This is a genomic window from Microbacterium paraoxydans, from assembly GCF_018224615.1.
In the GTDB taxonomy this organism is placed as follows: Bacteria; Actinomycetota; Actinomycetes; order Actinomycetales; family Microbacteriaceae; genus Microbacterium; species Microbacterium paraoxydans_B.
On record NZ_JAGTUK010000002.1, the window covers coordinates 81,338 to 95,704 of the forward strand.

Sequence of the window (14,367 nt, forward strand, 5' to 3'; positions counted from 1 at the left end):
GTCCTCGGCGTCACGCGACGGAGGTGGTGGCGTGCGCGACGGCCCAGGCGAGGGCGTCGTCGGCGATCTCCTCCCAGCCGTCCTGGCTGACGAGGCGGTGGGTGCGACCGGGGTACTCCTTGTACTCCACGATCGCGGGGCTGCCGGTCGAGCGGTACTTCTTCACGATCGCGCGACCGATGGCCGGCGGGACCACGTGGTCGATCTCCCCGGTGATGACGTAGAGCGGGGCGCGGTCGGCGCGGGCGTAGTCGACGTGGGTGACGCCGCCCTTCTCGTTGAACGCCGAGCTCACGCCCTCGAAGAACACCCGGTTGTAAGAGTTGACGGCGTACTGCTCCCACAGGCGGTCGGACGCCGCCCGGCTGAGGTCGTTGCCGAAGGTGAAGTGGAAGTGCCCCTTGGACAGGGGCTTGGCGCCGTTGCGGCCGAACGGGTTCGACAGGATCGGGGTGCCGGTCCAGAGGGTCGAGAGGGGGAGGGTCGTGATGCCGGCGGTCTGTCCCGGGGCGACGCCGACGTAGGCGGCGCCGAGTCCGCGGTCGGCGAGCATCTGCGTGATGACGCCGCCGAACGAGTGGCCCATGATGATCGGCTTGACCGGGAGGGTGCGGATGAGGCGCTCGTAGTGGTCGACGATCTGTGTCAGGCCGATGCCTTTCAGGGCGGCTGGGTCGCGGCGGATGTCGGCGACGGTGCGGTCGTCGATGCCGGGCCAGCCGGGGACGATGACCTGGTGGCCCTTGGCGCGGAACCTTTCCGCCCAGGTGTCCCAGCTGGCGGGGGTCATCCAGAGGCCATGGATGAGGACGATGGGGGTCTTCTCGGTGGTGGTCATGATCTGTTCTCTCTGTGTCGGATCCCGGGGTTCGGGAGTGCGGTACGCTGATAGTAGACCGAACGTTCTATCCACCACAATCTATTCCCGAGACCAACCGGGCTGCTTCGAATGCGAGGCGTCGACCCGAGAGCCGACTCACTCTGTTCGAATCCTTGTCTGTCGGCCGAAGAGGGGACAGACAAGCGTTTGCGAGTGATGGTTACCTGGCAGGCAGAAACCGGTCCTGACAGCGACAGGCCGGAGAAAGAGAGGCGGTGGGGATGGCTCCGTACGACATCGTGTGGTCTATTGGGTTGGTGCCAGTGCTCGTTCTCATGGGAACGGCGCTGGTGAGCCTGTTTCGACGGGTACCTCGATTGACTCTCATCGTGTCCATCGTGTGGTTCTTCGTGATCGTTCTCCTGCCCGTCGTCGGGCCGCTCCTCTGGTTCCTGTTCCGCGCTGTCTATCGAAAGAGGCCAGAGATGGAGAACACATGAAAGCACTCAATATGTCCTTTGCAACGGCGGCCGCTCTGACCGCCGCTCTCTTTGTCGGGGCCCCGGCGCACGCTGCGGGGTCAGAACTGTCCGGTACGGACGAACAAGAGGTGCGGGAAGCGTTGAGCGCCGTCGCGGTCGATGCGGACACGCAGGATGCTCTTGTGCAGAAGATCGAGGACGGGGTTCTGTGGGACTCGATGACGGGGGATGCACCGGTCGATGTCGAGACTGAGGTTCGCGATGGTTACACCGTCACCACTGAGCACTTCGCTGACGGATCCGTCACGGAGACCGGCCAGGAAATCGGCCGGGAAGCGACCCCGGCCGAACTCGCGGCGATGGTCGCAGCAGCCGCGCCTTTCCTCGAAGACGGATATGCCGGCGACTACACGGTGACTCCGATCACAACGCGTGCGAGTGGCATCACCAGCTGCAAGTTCGGATACAGCGCGGGCGTGCGATACGCCAGCAACTGCCACATCTATTACCACGGCGTAACGGCGAGCAACAGCTTCAAGGCGAACTACCAGCAGTGGAGCGGTGGTTCGAAGGCTCAGTACATCAACGGAACTGCGCAGTTCGTGTCCTTGACCATGACCGTCTCCAACGAGAAGGTCAACACCTACGACAACGGAACTCGTATCCGGTACTCGTTCACCACTGGCCTCGCGGGGTGGGGAAGCATCCCCGGCTACCTGCAGTTGAAGGTCACACCGACCGGTACCGCCGTCACCTACGGCTAAGCTGCGGCTGATTGAGGGCCCTCCCGGCAGATGACGGAAGGGCCCTCGATTGTGGCTGCAGCCAACGCATTCACGTACTTCGGATGATCCCGGGAATCGCGAATCCGACCCGTCGAAGGCCGCACGCGGATGCCACGATGAGGAGGAGCATCATGAACACCACGACGAAGCGCCCCAGTCCCGCCCGTGCCCGGCTGATCGACGCCGCCACCCGGCTCTTCTACGAGGAGGGCATCCACGCGGTCGGCGTCGACCGGGTGATCGAGGAGGCCGGCGTCACGCGTGCCACCCTCTACAAGCAGTTCGGCGGCAAGGAGAACCTCGTCCTCGCCTACCTCCGCAACGAGGACGAGCAGCTGCGCGCGCTGTTCGCCCAGGCGGGGGAGGGTGTCACCGCGCCCGACGCCCTGCTCGACGCCGTGATCCAGGGCATCGCCGCCGACATCCGCGGACGGCACACCCGCGGCTGCCCGTTCATCAACGCCGCGGCCGAGTACCCCGATGCGACCGGGGCCGTGCGCCTGCTCATCGACGAGCACCGCGAGTGGTTCCGCTCGACGCTGGAGGAGGTCGCGCGCGGTGCCGGGCTGACTCGCCCGAAGGACGCTGCGGCCTCGCTCGTGCTGCTGCGCGACGCCGCGCTGGTGGGCGGCTACCTCGACGGCGACGACCGCGTCACTCCCGCGTTCGAGCGCACCGCGCGCGCCGTGGTCGCAGCCCACCGTCCCGCGTGAGCCGCCTCAAAACTGTGACACGTGTGACCAATGTGGCGCGACACGCCGGGTAATTGGTCAAAACCCGCGAAATGACGCGGAAATCCGGGTCGTCGTTGGTACATTCAAGGCGGTCACTCGACCAACGGGAGGCACCCGCCTCTCGCACCCACAACGATGCGACGGTCCTTCGTCGCTGGAGGATGACATGGCTGACAAGTCCATCACCAAGACCGAGCTCGTCGCGAGCATCGCTTCCGCCACCGGCCAGAGCCAGGCCACCGTCTCCGGTGTCCTCGACTCGCTGTTCGCCACGGTCTCCGACGCTGTCGCCAAGGGCAGCAAGGTCTCGATCCCGGGCTGGATCTCCTTCGAGCAGGTCGACACGGCCGCTCGCACGGGCCGCAACCCGCAGACCGGCGCCGAGATCAAGATCCCGGCCGGCAAGCGCGTCAAGGTGACCGCCGGCTCCAAGCTCAAGGCTGCCGTCAAGTAAGACCGCACCCGTTCGAAGGCCGCTCCCGTTCCGGGAGCGGCCTTCGTGCTTTCTCACGGTCCGGCGCGCCTAGGCTGGAGGGGTGAGTTCCCGCACCGAGACGCCGAGCACGACGTCGGCGTATCGCGTCGCCGGCGTGGTCATCCTGCTCGCCGCGGCCCTCGTCGCCCTCGTGTGGGCGTTGCTGGTCGGCGGGGGCGCCAAGCCGCCGCTGCTGCAGGACCCCGGGCCCATCGTGCTGTGGGGCACGCCGATCGCGAAGCTCGTGATGAACCTCTCCGGCGCGCTGATGCTGGGGTCGCTCGTCCTCGCGCTGTTCGGACTCCGCGCGGGCGAGCGGTCGTTCGACAAGGCACTGAACATCGCGTCCGTCGGTGCCGCGGTGTTCACCGTCTCGGCGGGCCTTGCGGGCTTCTTCGCCTTCATGGCGGCGTTCAACCCCAAGCTCAGCATCGAGAGGGAGTTCGGCGCGCAGCTCGGCCGCTTCCTGCTGGAGCTTCCGCTCGGGCAGTCGTGGCTCATCACGACCATCCTCGGCGCGGTCATCACGGTGCTCGCGTTCGCCTGGCGGTCCTGGACGCCCACGCTCATCACGGCGCTGCTCGCGGCGGTGTCGTTCCTGCCGCTCGCAACCCAGGGCCATGCGGGCGACCTCGACGGCCACAACATGGCGGTCAACTCGATCCTGCTGCACACCATCGGCGCGGCGGTGTGGCTCGGCGGTCTGCTGCTGCTGGTGCTGCTGCGCGGTGAGCCGGGCGTCGACCGCACCCGGCTGGTGTCGCGCTACTCCTCCCTCGCGATCGCGGCGTTCGCGGTCGTGGCCCTCTCCGGGTTCACGCGGTCGATCGTCGCGGTGGGCTCGTGGGAGGCGGTGTGGACCACGCCCTATGGCGCGATCGTGGTCGCGAAGGCCGTGCTGCTGGTCGGCATGGGCCTGCTCGGCGCCTGGTATCGCGCGCGTCTCATCCCGAAACTCGCCGGCGACCGTGCCGCCCGCTGGTTCTGGCTGCTCGTGCTCGGCGAGGTCGCGCTCATGGGTCTCGCCTCGGGCGCCGCGGCCGCTCTCGCGCGCACGCCCCCGCCCACGGGGGAGACCGCGGCGTTCGCGCAGACCCCCGCGCAGATCCTCACCGGCTCGCTGCTTCCGCCCGAGCTCACCCTGGCGCGCTGGTTCACGGCGTGGGACATCGACGTGCTGTGGCTCGTCGCCGCCGGCTTCGGGCTGTTCCTCTACCTCGCGGGAGTGCGCCGGCTGCGGCTCCGCGGCGACCGGTGGCCGATCCACCGCACCGTCTTCTGGGTGGCCGGCATGCTGATGCTCGTCTGGGTGACCGGCGGGCCGATCAACGCGTACCAGGAGTACCTGTTCAGCGTGCACATGCTGGGCCACATGATGCTGTCGATGGCGATCCCGCTGCTGCTCGTCTCGGGCGCTCCGATCACGCTGGCGCTGCGCGCGATCCACAAGCGCGACGACGGCACGCGCGGCGGTCGCGAGTGGATCATGTGGGCCGTGCACTCGCCGTTCGCGCGCGTGGTCACGCACCCGTTCGTCGCGGCCGCGATCTTCATCGTGTCGCTGTGGGCGTTCTACTTCACCGACCTCGTGCGCTGGTCGATGTACGAGCACCTCGGGCACGAGTGGATGGTCATCCACTTCCTGCTGTCGGGCTACCTGTTCGTCATGAGCCTGATCGGCGCCGACCCCGTGCCGTACCGGCTGCCGTACCCCGGCCGCCTGATCACCCTGATCGCGGTGATGGCCATGCACGCGTTCTTCGGCATGGCGATCATGATGCAGGAGGGGCTGATGGTCGCCGACTGGTTCGGGGCGATGGGCCGCGACTGGGGTGCCGACCCCATGACCGACCAGTACGTGGGCGGCGGCATCGCGTGGTCGATCGGCGAGATCCCCACGCTGATCCTCGCCATCACGGTCGCCATCCAGTGGAGCCGCAGCGACAGCAAGCTGCAGAAGCGCCGCGACCGGCACGCCGACCGCACGGGCGACGCGGAGCTGGAGGAGTACAACGCGCGTCTCGCGGAACTCGCGGCTCGCGATCAGCGCGCGGCCGAGCGCCAGGCGCAGCGCGAACGCGGCTGAGGCGCCCGCGTCATTCCTGGGCGGGCTCGTCGGGCGAGCCGACCCTGATCGAGGCGGAGCCGTCGGGGAGGATCGCGATGGTGCCGTTCACCCGGAACGGCACGTCTTCCGAGACGGGCTCGACCGAACCGTCGAACAGCGACTGGATCTCGACCTCGACGTGGGCCACGGCGTCGGCCGGTGGGATCTGCCACTGACCGTCCTCCGCCGGGGCGACCGTGATCTGCGGCTGCGTGGCGATCGACCAGGTGGGCGGCGCCGAGATGCGGTTCGTCACGCGCAGGCCGAACGGGCACGCGGTGGGCTGCAGCACCTCCTGCGTCGTGCACTGCGTGAGGAACTCCTCCACGCGCTGCTGCACGACGGACACGAACTCGGGCGTGGGCTCGGTCTGCACGTCGAGCGGGGTCACGGCGAGGGGCTTGTCGGCGAGCACTCCGTGGCCGGACGAGGTGGAGATGGGGGTGTCGACCGTGACCGAGTAGACCCCGGGCGTGAACACCAGCAGCGGCAGCGCGTCGAGGGGCTGCGCCTCGGCTCCCGCGGCGGAGACCTGCCGGCGGTCGACCTCGAACCCGTTGACGGCGAACCGGTCGGAGCCGCGCACGGTCAGCTCGACCACGGCGAGCGGGCTCGTGGTGAAGCGCCAGTTGGGGGTGACGCCGGCCCAGCCGTCCTGCTCCACCTGGAAGGTCGTGGTGCCGTGATGGCCGCCGGCCGTGTAGCTGACCGTGACCGCGGTGCCGTCGCCGGAGGGCTTCTCGGCCGTGACCTCGACGTCGGTGAGCGGGCCGAGGGCGGAGCGGCGCAGCATCGCTTCCGAGGCGCGCGGGTCGATCCCCGCCTTCTCGAGCGTCTCGCGGTCGATCGCGACGCCGGGCACCCGGAGGGCATCGGCCGCGCGGCCGGAGGCCAGCAGGTCGAGGTAGCGGACGACGAACGCGGAGGGCCCGTAGAACTGCTGGTAGAGCGTCGCGCCGCCGGCTCCGATCGCGGCGAACAGCATCACGCCGACGACCGCGAGCATGGTCAGATCCACGCCCAGGCGCGCACGCCGGGGCGTGCTCCTCCCGGCCCGCTCCATGGCGTCAGTCTAGGAGGGAGTCCTGGGGGGACGCCGAGCGTCGGCGCCCTGCCGCACGCGCCGCGACGTAGCATGGGTGAGCGTCCCCGTCCGCCCCGCAGCCCTGAGAGAACCGTGTCCCTTCCCGCCCTGTCCGAGGAGCAGCAGGAGCTGTTCCGGCTCATCGAGGACACCGGGGAGCACGTGTTCATCACCGGTCGCGCCGGTACCGGGAAGTCGACGCTGCTGCAGCACTTCGCGTGGAACACCAAGAAGCAGATCGCGATCTGCGCCCCCACCGGCGTGGCGGCGCTCAACGTGGAGGGGCAGACGATCCACTCGCTGTTCCGCCTGCCGATCGGGCTGATCGGCGACGCGGACATCGACCAGAACGACGCCACCCGCCGCATCCTCAATGCGATCGAGACGCTCGTGATCGACGAGATCTCGATGGTCAACGCCGACCTGATGGACGCGATCGACCGGTCGCTGCGCCAGGCCCGCGGCCGCCGCGGGGAGCCGTTCGGCGGGGTGCAGGTGGTGATGTTCGGCGACCCGTACCAGCTGGCTCCCGTCCCGCCGCGCGGCGACGAGGCGCGCTACGTGAAGGATCACTACCGGTCGTTCTGGTTCTTCGACGCGAAGGTGTGGGCGGGTGGCTCCGGACTGAGCGACCAGGAGGGACTGTTCCAGGTCGACACCAGGGCCGAGCTGCACGTGCGGGAGCTGGTGCAGATCCACCGGCAGTCCGACGACGGGTTCAAGGCCATGCTGAACGCGGTGCGGTACGGCCGGGTGACCGCGGAGATCGCCGGGGTGCTCAACGCCCAGGGGGCCCGCACGCCGCCCGAGCCGGAGCCCGGCGAGGTGCCGATGATCACGCTCGCGACGCGCAACGACATCGTCAACGGCATCAACAGCCGGCACCTCGCGGCGCTGCCCGGCAAGGAGCAGACCGCGCGAGCCGAGATCAACGGCGACTTCGGCCGGGGCGAGGCCGCGCTTCCCGCCGAGTCGGAGCTCAAGCTCAAGGTCGGCGCGCAGGTGATGTTCCTCCGCAACGACACCGCGATGTCGGGGGAGCCGCCGCGGTGGGTGAACGGCACGATCGGCACGGTCACGCGCATCCTCGGCGGGGCCGTGCGGGTCGAGATCGACGGCGAGGAGGTCGAGGTCGAGCCGGCCGTGTGGGAACGGTTCCGCTACGCCTACGACCCGAACACGAAGAAGTTGTCGCGCGACGTGGTGGCCGAGTTCACGCAGTTCCCGCTGCGGCTGGCGTGGGCCGTGACGATCCACAAGTCGCAGGGCAAGACGTACGACCGCGCGATCATCGACCTGGGCTCCGGCGCGTTCGCGCCAGGGCAGACGTATGTGGCGCTGAGCCGGCTGACCTCGCTCGACGGTCTGTACCTGTCGCGGCCGTTGCGGCCGAGCGACATCCGCGTGGACGAGGACGTGCGCCGGTTCATGCGGGATGCGTGGCTGGCGGCGTCGACGCCGGAACTGCCGACCGCGTGACGGGGGTCAGGCGGCGACGCGGGCGCGGTCGAGGTCTTCGAACAGCTCGGTGTTGAAGCGGTAGGCGAGCAGCACCTCGTCGATCACGCGCTCGCGCTCGGCCTCGTCCCACGGGGCGGCGTCGAGCTGCTCGCGGTACACGTCCTTGAACGCGGACGGGTCCGCGATGTCGTCGAACAGGTAGAAGCCGATGCCGTTGGTCTCGAAGCCGAAGCGGCGGGCCATGACGCGGCCGATGAAGATGCCGCCGGATAGGTCGCCGAGGTAGCGCGTGTAGTGGTGGGCGACGAAGCCGCCGGCCCACGTGGCGCCCACCTGGCGGATGCGCTCGACGTAGCGCTGCGTGGTCGGCAGCGGCGAGATGCGGTCGCGCCAGTCCGCGCCGAGCAGGAACTCCAGGTCGGCCTCGAGCGCGGGGAGGCGGGTCAGCTTGTCGCTCAGGAAGACGGCGGCGACGGGGTCGGTGCGCATGCGCTCGCCCGCGCCCTCCAGCGCCTCGTAGATGAAGTAGTGCTGGGCGACGAGCGCGATGTAGTCCTCCCGGGAGCCCTCGCCCTTGAGGAGATCGGACATGAAGCCGGCGGTCTCGCTGCGCGAGTGCGAGCTGGAGGAGCGCTCGCGGAGGGCGGCGGAGAAGGAGAGGATCTCGGGCATGGCCCCAGTGTAAGGGCAGCCTAACCTTGGATGGAAGTCCGTTTCGCGTCGCGCGCGTCAGTCGTGCGGACGCGGCTCGATGCCGAGCCGCGCGCAGGCCGCGTCGTACAGCGCGACGATCTCCCGGCGCACCTCGCGGCGCTCCGTGATCGCCCCACCGGGCCACGGCACGCGCAGCGTCGAGGCGGAGTCGCCCCGTGTGACCTCCCACACCCCGGCCGCGCCGTCGAAGCCGGTCATGACCGCGGCGGTCACCTCGGCGTCGGCGGGCTCGGCGAACGCGCGGGCGATGAGCAGGTTGTCGTCGGTGTGGTCGTCGTTCATGTGGCGGAGCACGGCGGAGATCACGTCGGGGGCGAAGTCGTGGGGCACCCTCACACCCTACGGTCCGCGGTCGGCGGGGCGCTCGCGGGGGCGGACTTTCAGCATCCGCGCTCTAGACTCGGGAGATACGTCCTCGGGGGTTCCTACACATGCAGCTTCTCTCGTCGCGCCGGTGGCGCGCCGCAGCGGCCACGGCCGTCGTGCTCGGGCTCGTCCTCACCGGTTGTTCGTCCGAGGACTCCTTCAGCTACACGCCGCCTGACCAGGTCGACGCCTCCCTGCCCGACGACACGGTCGCGGCGATGCAGACGGCGGTCGACAACGCCCTCACCTCCTCCGGGGCGTCGGGCGCCATCGTCGGCGTGTGGGTGCCCTGGAGCGGCAGCTGGGTCGCCGCGTCCGGCACGCAGGACAAGGCGGGCGGCGCCGAGCTGACCACGGACATGTCGTTCCGCATCGCCGACGTCACGCGACTGATGACGTGCGACGTGCTGTACGCCCTCGCCGACGAGGGCTCGATCGAGCTCGACGCCAAGGTGCCGACGTACGTGTCGGGCGTGGCCGACATGAGCGACGTGACCCTGCTCGACCTGTGCAACGGCACGAGCGGCGCCGGGTCGTCCGAGGAGACCGCGAAGGCCGCGTGGCTGAACACCCCCGAGCGCGTGTGGGCCCCGCTCGAGCTCGCCGGCTACGGTCTCGGTCGCGCGAGGGTGGCCCCGCACACGACTTTCCGCGACTCCGACGCCGGCTACCTGCTGCTCGGTCTCGCGCTCGAGCGGGCCACCGGCATGACCGCGCGGGAGCTCATCGCGGAGTACGTCACCGAGCCGCTCGGACTCACCCAGACCGAGCTGCCCACGCCGCAGGCCGCGCCGCCCGTTCCGGCCCCCGCCATGAACGGCCACTACATGACCGCGGTCGAGGGCGGCTTCAACTGCGCGGCGCCGGTCGACATCACCACGCTGTCGTCGAGCTCGGGCTTCACCGACTCCGGCGTCGTGTCGACCATCACCGACCTGGGCCGCTACGCGCAGGCCGAGGCCGCCCAGGCGCTGCGCACGAAGGAGAAGCCGGCGCGCTTCGGTTCGCCGCTTCCCGTGTCGGAGACGGCGGCGTCGTGGTTCCAGGCCACCGGCGGCGCGTACCTGGTGGGCTCGATGGTCGGCCAGCACGGCTGGACCCCCGGTTACGCCACCGCCGCGTACTCCGACCCCACCACCGGCTTCACGGTCGCGGTGGTGCTGAACGACTCGACGGCCGGGGCGCAGTTCGCGCAGCAGCTGTCGTGGGAGCTCGCGGCCATCGCCTCGAAGGCGCCAGCCGCGTCCGGTCAGACCGCGCCCGACTTCGGTCTCCCGTTCACGGCGGAGCAGTACCACCAGGCCACCACGGACGCCGCGCTCCCGTGCGTCGCGCCCGCGGAGGAGTGAGCACCGGCTGATCGGAAGGGGTCGTCGTGGCGATCGTCGACAACGCGATCTATGTGGACGGCGTCCGCACGGAGAACCCGCGGACCCTCAGCGAGACGTTCGAGCGCATGCGCGAGCGGCGCGGCATGAGCTGGATCGGGCTCTACCGCCCGAGCCCGGACGAGATCCGCGCGGTGGCCGACGAGTTCGGCCTCCACGAGCTCGTGGTGGAGGACGCCCTGTCGGGCCACCAGCGCTCCAAGATCGAGCGCTACGGCGACGTGCTGTTCATGGTGCTGCGGCCCGCCCGGTACCTCGACGACCTGGAGGAGGTCGAGTTCGGCGAGGTGCACGTGCTCGTCGGGCCGGACTTCGTGGTGACCATCCGGCACGCGGAAGCCCCGGACCTGGCGCGGGTGCGGAGGCGGCTGGAGGGCGACCCCGCGCTGCTCGCGCACGGGCCAGAGGCTGTGCTCTACGCGATCCTCGACGAGGTGGTCGACGAGTACGCGCCCGTGCTGGCCGGGCTCGAGAACGACATCGACGAGATCGAGAGCCAGCTGTTCGAGGAGGACGTCGACGCCACGCAGCGCATCTACGACCTCGGCCGGGAGGTGATCGATTTCCAGCGCGCCACCCAGCCGCTCGTCGGCATGCTGGAGGCGCTGCTGCGCGGCTCCGACAAGTACCGCGTGAGCGAGGAGCTGCAGCGGTACCTGCGGGACGTGCTCGACCACACCCTGCGCGTGAGCGACAAGGCCACCACGTTCCGCACGGTGCTCGACAACGCGCTCACGGTGGAGTCGACCATCGTCGCCCGCCGCCAGAACGAGGAGATGCGGCGCATGACCGAGCTGAGCATCCGCCAGAACGACGAGGTGAAGAAGATCTCCGGGTGGGCGGCCATCCTGTTCGCCCCGACCCTGGTGGGCACGATCTACGGCATGAACTTCGACCACATGCCCGAGCTGCACTGGGTGCTCGGCTACCCGATGGCGATCGCGCTCATGGTGGCGATGGGCCTCGGGCTGTACGCGGCGTTCAAGAACAAGGGGTGGCTGTAGCGCCGTGGGATGATCGCAGGATGGAACTCGTGGCGGGAATCGACTCCTCGACCCAGTCCTGCAAGGTGGTCATCGCCGACGCCCTCTCCGGCCGGGTGATCCGCGAGGGTCGCGCGCCGCATCCGCCGGGGACCGAGGTGGACCCGGAAGAGTGGTGGCGCGCGCTGCAGGCGGCGATCGCGGCCGCCGGCGGGTTCGACGACGTGCGGGCCTGGGCCATCAGCGGGCAGCAGCACGGCATGGTCGCCCTCGACGCGGGCGGGCGGGTCGTGCGACCGGCGCTGCTGTGGAACGACCTGCGCTCCGCGGACGCGGCCGCCGCCCTGATCGCGGAGCACGGTGCGGCGGTCCTCGCCGAGCGCACCGGGCTCGTGCCCGTGCCGTCGTTCACGCTCACGAAGGTGCGGTGGCTGCGCGAGCACGAGCCGCAGCACGCCGCCCTGGTGCGCGCGGTCGCCCTCCCGCACGACTGGCTCACGTGGCGGTTGCGCGGCTTCGGGCCGGAGGGGGAGCGCGGGGCCGACCTGGACGAGCTGGTGACCGACCGCTCCGAGGCCTCCGGCACCGGCTACTGGACCGACGCGGGCTACGACCGGGAGCTGTTCGGCGCCGCGCTGGGCCGCGATGCGATCCTGCCGCGGGTGCTCCCGCACGACGCAGCCGTGACGGATGCGGACGGCCGCCGTGTCGGCCCCGGATCGGGTGACAACGCGGGCGCCGCGCTGGGCCTCGGCGCCGGCGTGGGCGACGTGGTGGTGTCGATCGGCACGAGCGGTACCGTGTTCGCCACGAGTGCGCACCGCACGATCGACCCCTCCGGCATGGTCGCGGGCTTCGCCGATGCCGCGGGCGGGCACCTGCCCCTGGTCGCGACCGTGAACGCGGCGCGTGTGCTCGACACCCTGGCGACGCTGCTGGCGGTGGACCACGCCGAGCTCGGGCGGCTCGCGCTCGCCGCCGAACCCGGCGCCGGGGGACTGGTACTGGAGCCGTACTTCGAGGGTGAGCGCACCCCGAACCTGCCCGACGCCACCGGCACGCTGTTCGGCATGACCCTCGCGGCCACCACCCGGGAGAACCTGGCGCGCTCCGCGTTCGAGGGCGTGCTGGGCGGCCTGCGCTACGGCCTCGACGCGATCCGTGCGCTCGGGGTGCCCACGGCCCGCGGCATCCTGATCGGCGGGGGCGCCCGGTCCGCGGCGGTGCGGGCGATCGCCCCGCTCATCCTCGACATCCCGATGACGGCGCCGCCCGCCGGGGAGTTCGTCGCGTGGGGCATGGCGCGTCAGGCCGCCCGCACGCTGGGGCACGAGCTGCCCCCGGCCGCCTGACCCCGGCTGCTCAGTCGGCCGCGGCGGGCTGCAGCAGCTCGGCCCACGCGTCGGCGCGGTCGAACACGAGGTCGGTGCCCACCACGGCCCAGTCGGCGCCGGCCAGGGCGAGCGCCTCCGCGTGTTCGCGGCGCACTCCGCCGTCCACTCCCAGGAGCCGCTCGGGCGCGGCGTCGCGGAGCGCCGTGAGCTTCGCCAGCACCCGCTCGTCGAACACGCTCCCGGCCTGCCCGGGCACGATCGACATGCACAGCACGGGCAGGTCGTGCGGCACGGCAGCCGCGGGGGTCTGCGGGGACACGGCGAGCCCCGCGCGCACACCGCGGCGCTCGACCCGGGCGACCGCGTCCCGCCAGTCGTCGCTCTCGACGTGCACGATCACGAGGTCGCAGAAGTCGGCCCACGCGTCGACCTCTCCCGCGGAGCGGTGCGCCATCACGTGCGCCTCGGCCGTCATGCCGGTGCGGGCCGCGAGCTCGGCGGCGTCGTCGGGCGTGAAGCCTCCGGCCGCGGCGAACCGTCCGTCGGTGGTGTCCCAGTGCAGGCGACGCAGCCCGGCGGCGTGCAGCCGGTGTGCGGTCGGCAGGCGGTCGTCCGGGGGGACCGACCACAGCGACCCGGCGATGCGCATCACTCGTCGTCCGCCAGCACGGCCTGCGCGAGCGCGTGGTCGGTGAACAGCTCGGTGATGAGGCCCACGCGCGACACGGTGCGGATGGCGTCGGCCTTCGCGGCGCCTCCCGCGACGGCCACCACGCGCGGCACCTTCTGCAGCTGCTCGTACGAGATGTTGATGCACCGGTCCTGGAACTCGGTGTCGACGGGGGTGCCGTCGCTCTGGATGAGGATCCCGGCGATGTCGGCCACGCAGCCCTTCCGGAGCGCGTTGGCGAGGTCGTCGATCGGGAGCACGTCGCGCACCTGCGACACGGGCGGATCCCAGGCGCCGACCGACAGCAGCGCCGTGGTGACCGAGGGGAACAGGTCGATCGCGGAGCGGATGTCGGGGTGCCGTCGCAGGCTCATCGCGGTCTCGCGGTCGTCGACGATGAGGGGCGAGAAGATCGGGTACACCGCGCCGCCGGCGCGACGGGACGTCTGCCGGACGACCTCGATCGGGGAGGACGCGAGGTCGCCGGCGACGACGCCGGTGAGCTGCACGATCGACAGGCGGGGCAGATGCGCGAACTGGCTCGCGGTGGCGGTGAGCGTGCGGCCCCAGGTGACGCCAAGCACCTCGTCTTCCTGCAGGGTCTCGCTGAGGGCGCGTGCGGCGGCGGCGCCGATCTGCCGGCGCACGTCGTCGTCGTCGCCGTGCGAGCGCACGACCAGGCACCGCTCCAGGCCGAGCTTGTCCTGCAGCCGCTGGCTCAGCTCGACGTCGGGCAGGCCCCAGTCGTGGATCTCGATCGTGACGATGCCCTCTTCCTTGGCGCGGGAGAGCAGGCGCGCCACCTTGAAGCGCGAGATGCCGAGGGCGTCGGAGATGTCGACGCGGGAGCGATCCTCCAGGTAGTGCGCCCTGGCGACCGCCGCCATGAGGGCGCGGTCCTGATCCACGCTCTTCGTCGCATCGCTCATTTGAGCGTCGAAATCACGAAACTGTGACATATGTG

The 14,367-nt window shown here is 70.5% G+C and carries 15 protein-coding genes; 9 read left to right on the plus strand and 6 right to left on the minus strand.

The features are described 5' to 3' along the window. Positions 1 to 10: 10 nt before the first annotated feature. The gene (locus KE274_RS06035) at positions 11 to 838 is read right to left on the minus strand and encodes an alpha/beta hydrolase (RefSeq protein WP_211541857.1); all 828 of its coding nucleotides are present in this window, start codon (positions 836 to 838) and stop codon (positions 11 to 13) included. A 263-nt stretch (positions 839 to 1,101) separates the two neighbouring features. Between KE274_RS06035 and KE274_RS06040 the strand changes: the two genes are divergently transcribed. From KE274_RS06040 to KE274_RS06060, 5 genes are all read left to right on the plus strand, one after another. Further along, complete coding sequence (locus tag KE274_RS06040) at positions 1,102 to 1,320, plus strand: PLDc N-terminal domain-containing protein (RefSeq protein ID WP_211541859.1); 219 nt, start codon at positions 1,102 to 1,104, stop codon at positions 1,318 to 1,320. Continuing rightward, positions 1,317 to 2,066 carry a hypothetical protein gene (locus KE274_RS06045; RefSeq protein ID WP_211541861.1) on the plus strand — a complete coding sequence of 250 codons (750 nt, stop codon included), beginning with the start codon at positions 1,317 to 1,319 and terminating at the stop codon, positions 2,064 to 2,066. Before KE274_RS06040 ends, KE274_RS06045 begins: the two co-directional genes overlap by 4 nt. A gap of 152 nt (positions 2,067 to 2,218) precedes the next feature. Next, the gene (locus KE274_RS06050; protein ID WP_211541863.1) at positions 2,219 to 2,800 is read left to right on the plus strand and encodes a TetR/AcrR family transcriptional regulator; all 582 of its coding nucleotides are present in this window, start codon (positions 2,219 to 2,221) and stop codon (positions 2,798 to 2,800) included. Positions 2,801 to 2,987: 187 nt separating this feature from the next. Then, positions 2,988 to 3,275, plus strand: a complete 288-nt coding sequence (locus tag KE274_RS06055) for an HU family DNA-binding protein (RefSeq protein WP_017203554.1) — start codon at positions 2,988 to 2,990, stop codon at positions 3,273 to 3,275. An 82-nt stretch (positions 3,276 to 3,357) separates the two neighbouring features. After that, positions 3,358 to 5,382: a cytochrome c oxidase assembly protein gene (locus KE274_RS06060; protein WP_211541865.1), complete on the plus strand. Its 2,025-nt coding sequence runs from the start codon at positions 3,358 to 3,360 to the stop codon at positions 5,380 to 5,382. A 10-nt stretch (positions 5,383 to 5,392) separates the two neighbouring features. On the opposite strand, the gene KE274_RS06065 is transcribed toward KE274_RS06060, so the two are convergent. After that, entirely contained in the window at positions 5,393 to 6,466 is a 1,074-nt protein-coding gene (locus KE274_RS06065) for a hypothetical protein (protein WP_211541867.1), read from the minus strand. A 114-nt stretch (positions 6,467 to 6,580) separates the two neighbouring features. On the opposite strand from KE274_RS06065, the gene KE274_RS06070 reads away from it, so the two are divergent. Then, positions 6,581 to 7,966: an ATP-dependent DNA helicase gene (locus tag KE274_RS06070; RefSeq protein WP_211541869.1), complete on the plus strand. Its 1,386-nt coding sequence runs from the start codon at positions 6,581 to 6,583 to the stop codon at positions 7,964 to 7,966. A 6-nt stretch (positions 7,967 to 7,972) separates the two neighbouring features. On the opposite strand, the gene KE274_RS06075 is transcribed toward KE274_RS06070, so the two are convergent. Both KE274_RS06075 and KE274_RS16500 read right to left on the minus strand, forming a co-directional pair. Next, positions 7,973 to 8,620 (minus strand): heme oxygenase (biliverdin-producing), encoded by a 648-nt coding sequence (locus KE274_RS06075; RefSeq protein WP_249186117.1) that lies wholly within the window; start codon positions 8,618 to 8,620, stop codon positions 7,973 to 7,975. A 57-nt stretch (positions 8,621 to 8,677) separates the two neighbouring features. After that, on the minus strand, positions 8,678 to 8,992 hold the full coding sequence (locus tag KE274_RS16500; RefSeq protein ID WP_307872161.1) for a DUF2470 domain-containing protein: 315 nt from the start codon (positions 8,990 to 8,992) through the stop codon (positions 8,678 to 8,680). 101 nt (positions 8,993 to 9,093) lie between these two features. On the opposite strand from KE274_RS16500, the gene KE274_RS06080 reads away from it, so the two are divergent. The 3 genes from KE274_RS06080 to KE274_RS06090 are packed head-to-tail and all read left to right on the plus strand — an operon-like array spanning position 9,094 to position 12,751. After that, positions 9,094 to 10,377 carry a serine hydrolase domain-containing protein gene (locus KE274_RS06080; protein ID WP_211541871.1) on the plus strand — a complete coding sequence of 428 codons (1,284 nt, stop codon included), beginning with the start codon at positions 9,094 to 9,096 and terminating at the stop codon, positions 10,375 to 10,377. 26 nt (positions 10,378 to 10,403) lie between these two features. After that, positions 10,404 to 11,420 carry a magnesium/cobalt transporter CorA gene (gene corA / locus KE274_RS06085; RefSeq protein ID WP_211541873.1) on the plus strand — a complete coding sequence of 339 codons (1,017 nt, stop codon included), beginning with the start codon at positions 10,404 to 10,406 and terminating at the stop codon, positions 11,418 to 11,420. A gap of 20 nt (positions 11,421 to 11,440) precedes the next feature. Then, positions 11,441 to 12,751: an FGGY family carbohydrate kinase gene (locus KE274_RS06090; protein ID WP_211541875.1), complete on the plus strand. Its 1,311-nt coding sequence runs from the start codon at positions 11,441 to 11,443 to the stop codon at positions 12,749 to 12,751. 10 nt (positions 12,752 to 12,761) lie between these two features. Here the strand turns inward: KE274_RS06090 and KE274_RS06095 are convergent, their stop codons facing one another. Both KE274_RS06095 and KE274_RS06100 read right to left on the minus strand, forming a co-directional pair. Beyond that, positions 12,762 to 13,382, minus strand: coding sequence for a hypothetical protein (locus KE274_RS06095; protein WP_211541877.1), 621 nt, complete (start codon positions 13,380 to 13,382; stop codon positions 12,762 to 12,764). Beyond that, on the minus strand, positions 13,382 to 14,332 hold the full coding sequence (locus tag KE274_RS06100) for a sugar-binding transcriptional regulator (protein ID WP_211541879.1): 951 nt from the start codon (positions 14,330 to 14,332) through the stop codon (positions 13,382 to 13,384). The genes KE274_RS06095 and KE274_RS06100 overlap by 1 nt, the downstream gene beginning before the upstream one ends. Positions 14,333 to 14,367 lie beyond the last annotated feature (35 nt).

Excerpts from the sequence above, each read along its gene's own strand:
- KE274_RS06075 (WP_249186117.1), bottom strand. The coding sequence starts at position 8,620 with ATGCCCGAGATCCTCTCCTTCTCCGCCGCCCTCCGCGAGCGCTCCTCC.
- KE274_RS06050 (WP_211541863.1), top strand. The coding sequence starts at position 2,219 with ATGAACACCACGACGAAGCGCCCCAGTCCCGCCCGTGCCCGGCTGATC.
- KE274_RS06055 (WP_017203554.1), top strand. The coding sequence starts at position 2,988 with ATGGCTGACAAGTCCATCACCAAGACCGAGCTCGTCGCGAGCATCGCT.
- KE274_RS06100 (WP_211541879.1), bottom strand. The coding sequence starts at position 14,332 with ATGAGCGATGCGACGAAGAGCGTGGATCAGGACCGCGCCCTCATGGCG.
- KE274_RS06065 (WP_211541867.1), bottom strand. The coding sequence starts at position 6,466 with ATGGAGCGGGCCGGGAGGAGCACGCCCCGGCGTGCGCGCCTGGGCGTG.
- KE274_RS06090 (WP_211541875.1), top strand. The coding sequence starts at position 11,441 with ATGGAACTCGTGGCGGGAATCGACTCCTCGACCCAGTCCTGCAAGGTG.
- KE274_RS06080 (WP_211541871.1), top strand. The coding sequence starts at position 9,094 with ATGCAGCTTCTCTCGTCGCGCCGGTGGCGCGCCGCAGCGGCCACGGCC.
- KE274_RS06035 (WP_211541857.1), bottom strand. The coding sequence starts at position 838 with ATGACCACCACCGAGAAGACCCCCATCGTCCTCATCCATGGCCTCTGG.
- KE274_RS06095 (WP_211541877.1), bottom strand. The coding sequence starts at position 13,382 with ATGCGCATCGCCGGGTCGCTGTGGTCGGTCCCCCCGGACGACCGCCTG.
- KE274_RS06040 (WP_211541859.1), top strand. The coding sequence starts at position 1,102 with ATGGCTCCGTACGACATCGTGTGGTCTATTGGGTTGGTGCCAGTGCTC.
- KE274_RS06045 (WP_211541861.1), top strand. The coding sequence starts at position 1,317 with ATGAAAGCACTCAATATGTCCTTTGCAACGGCGGCCGCTCTGACCGCC.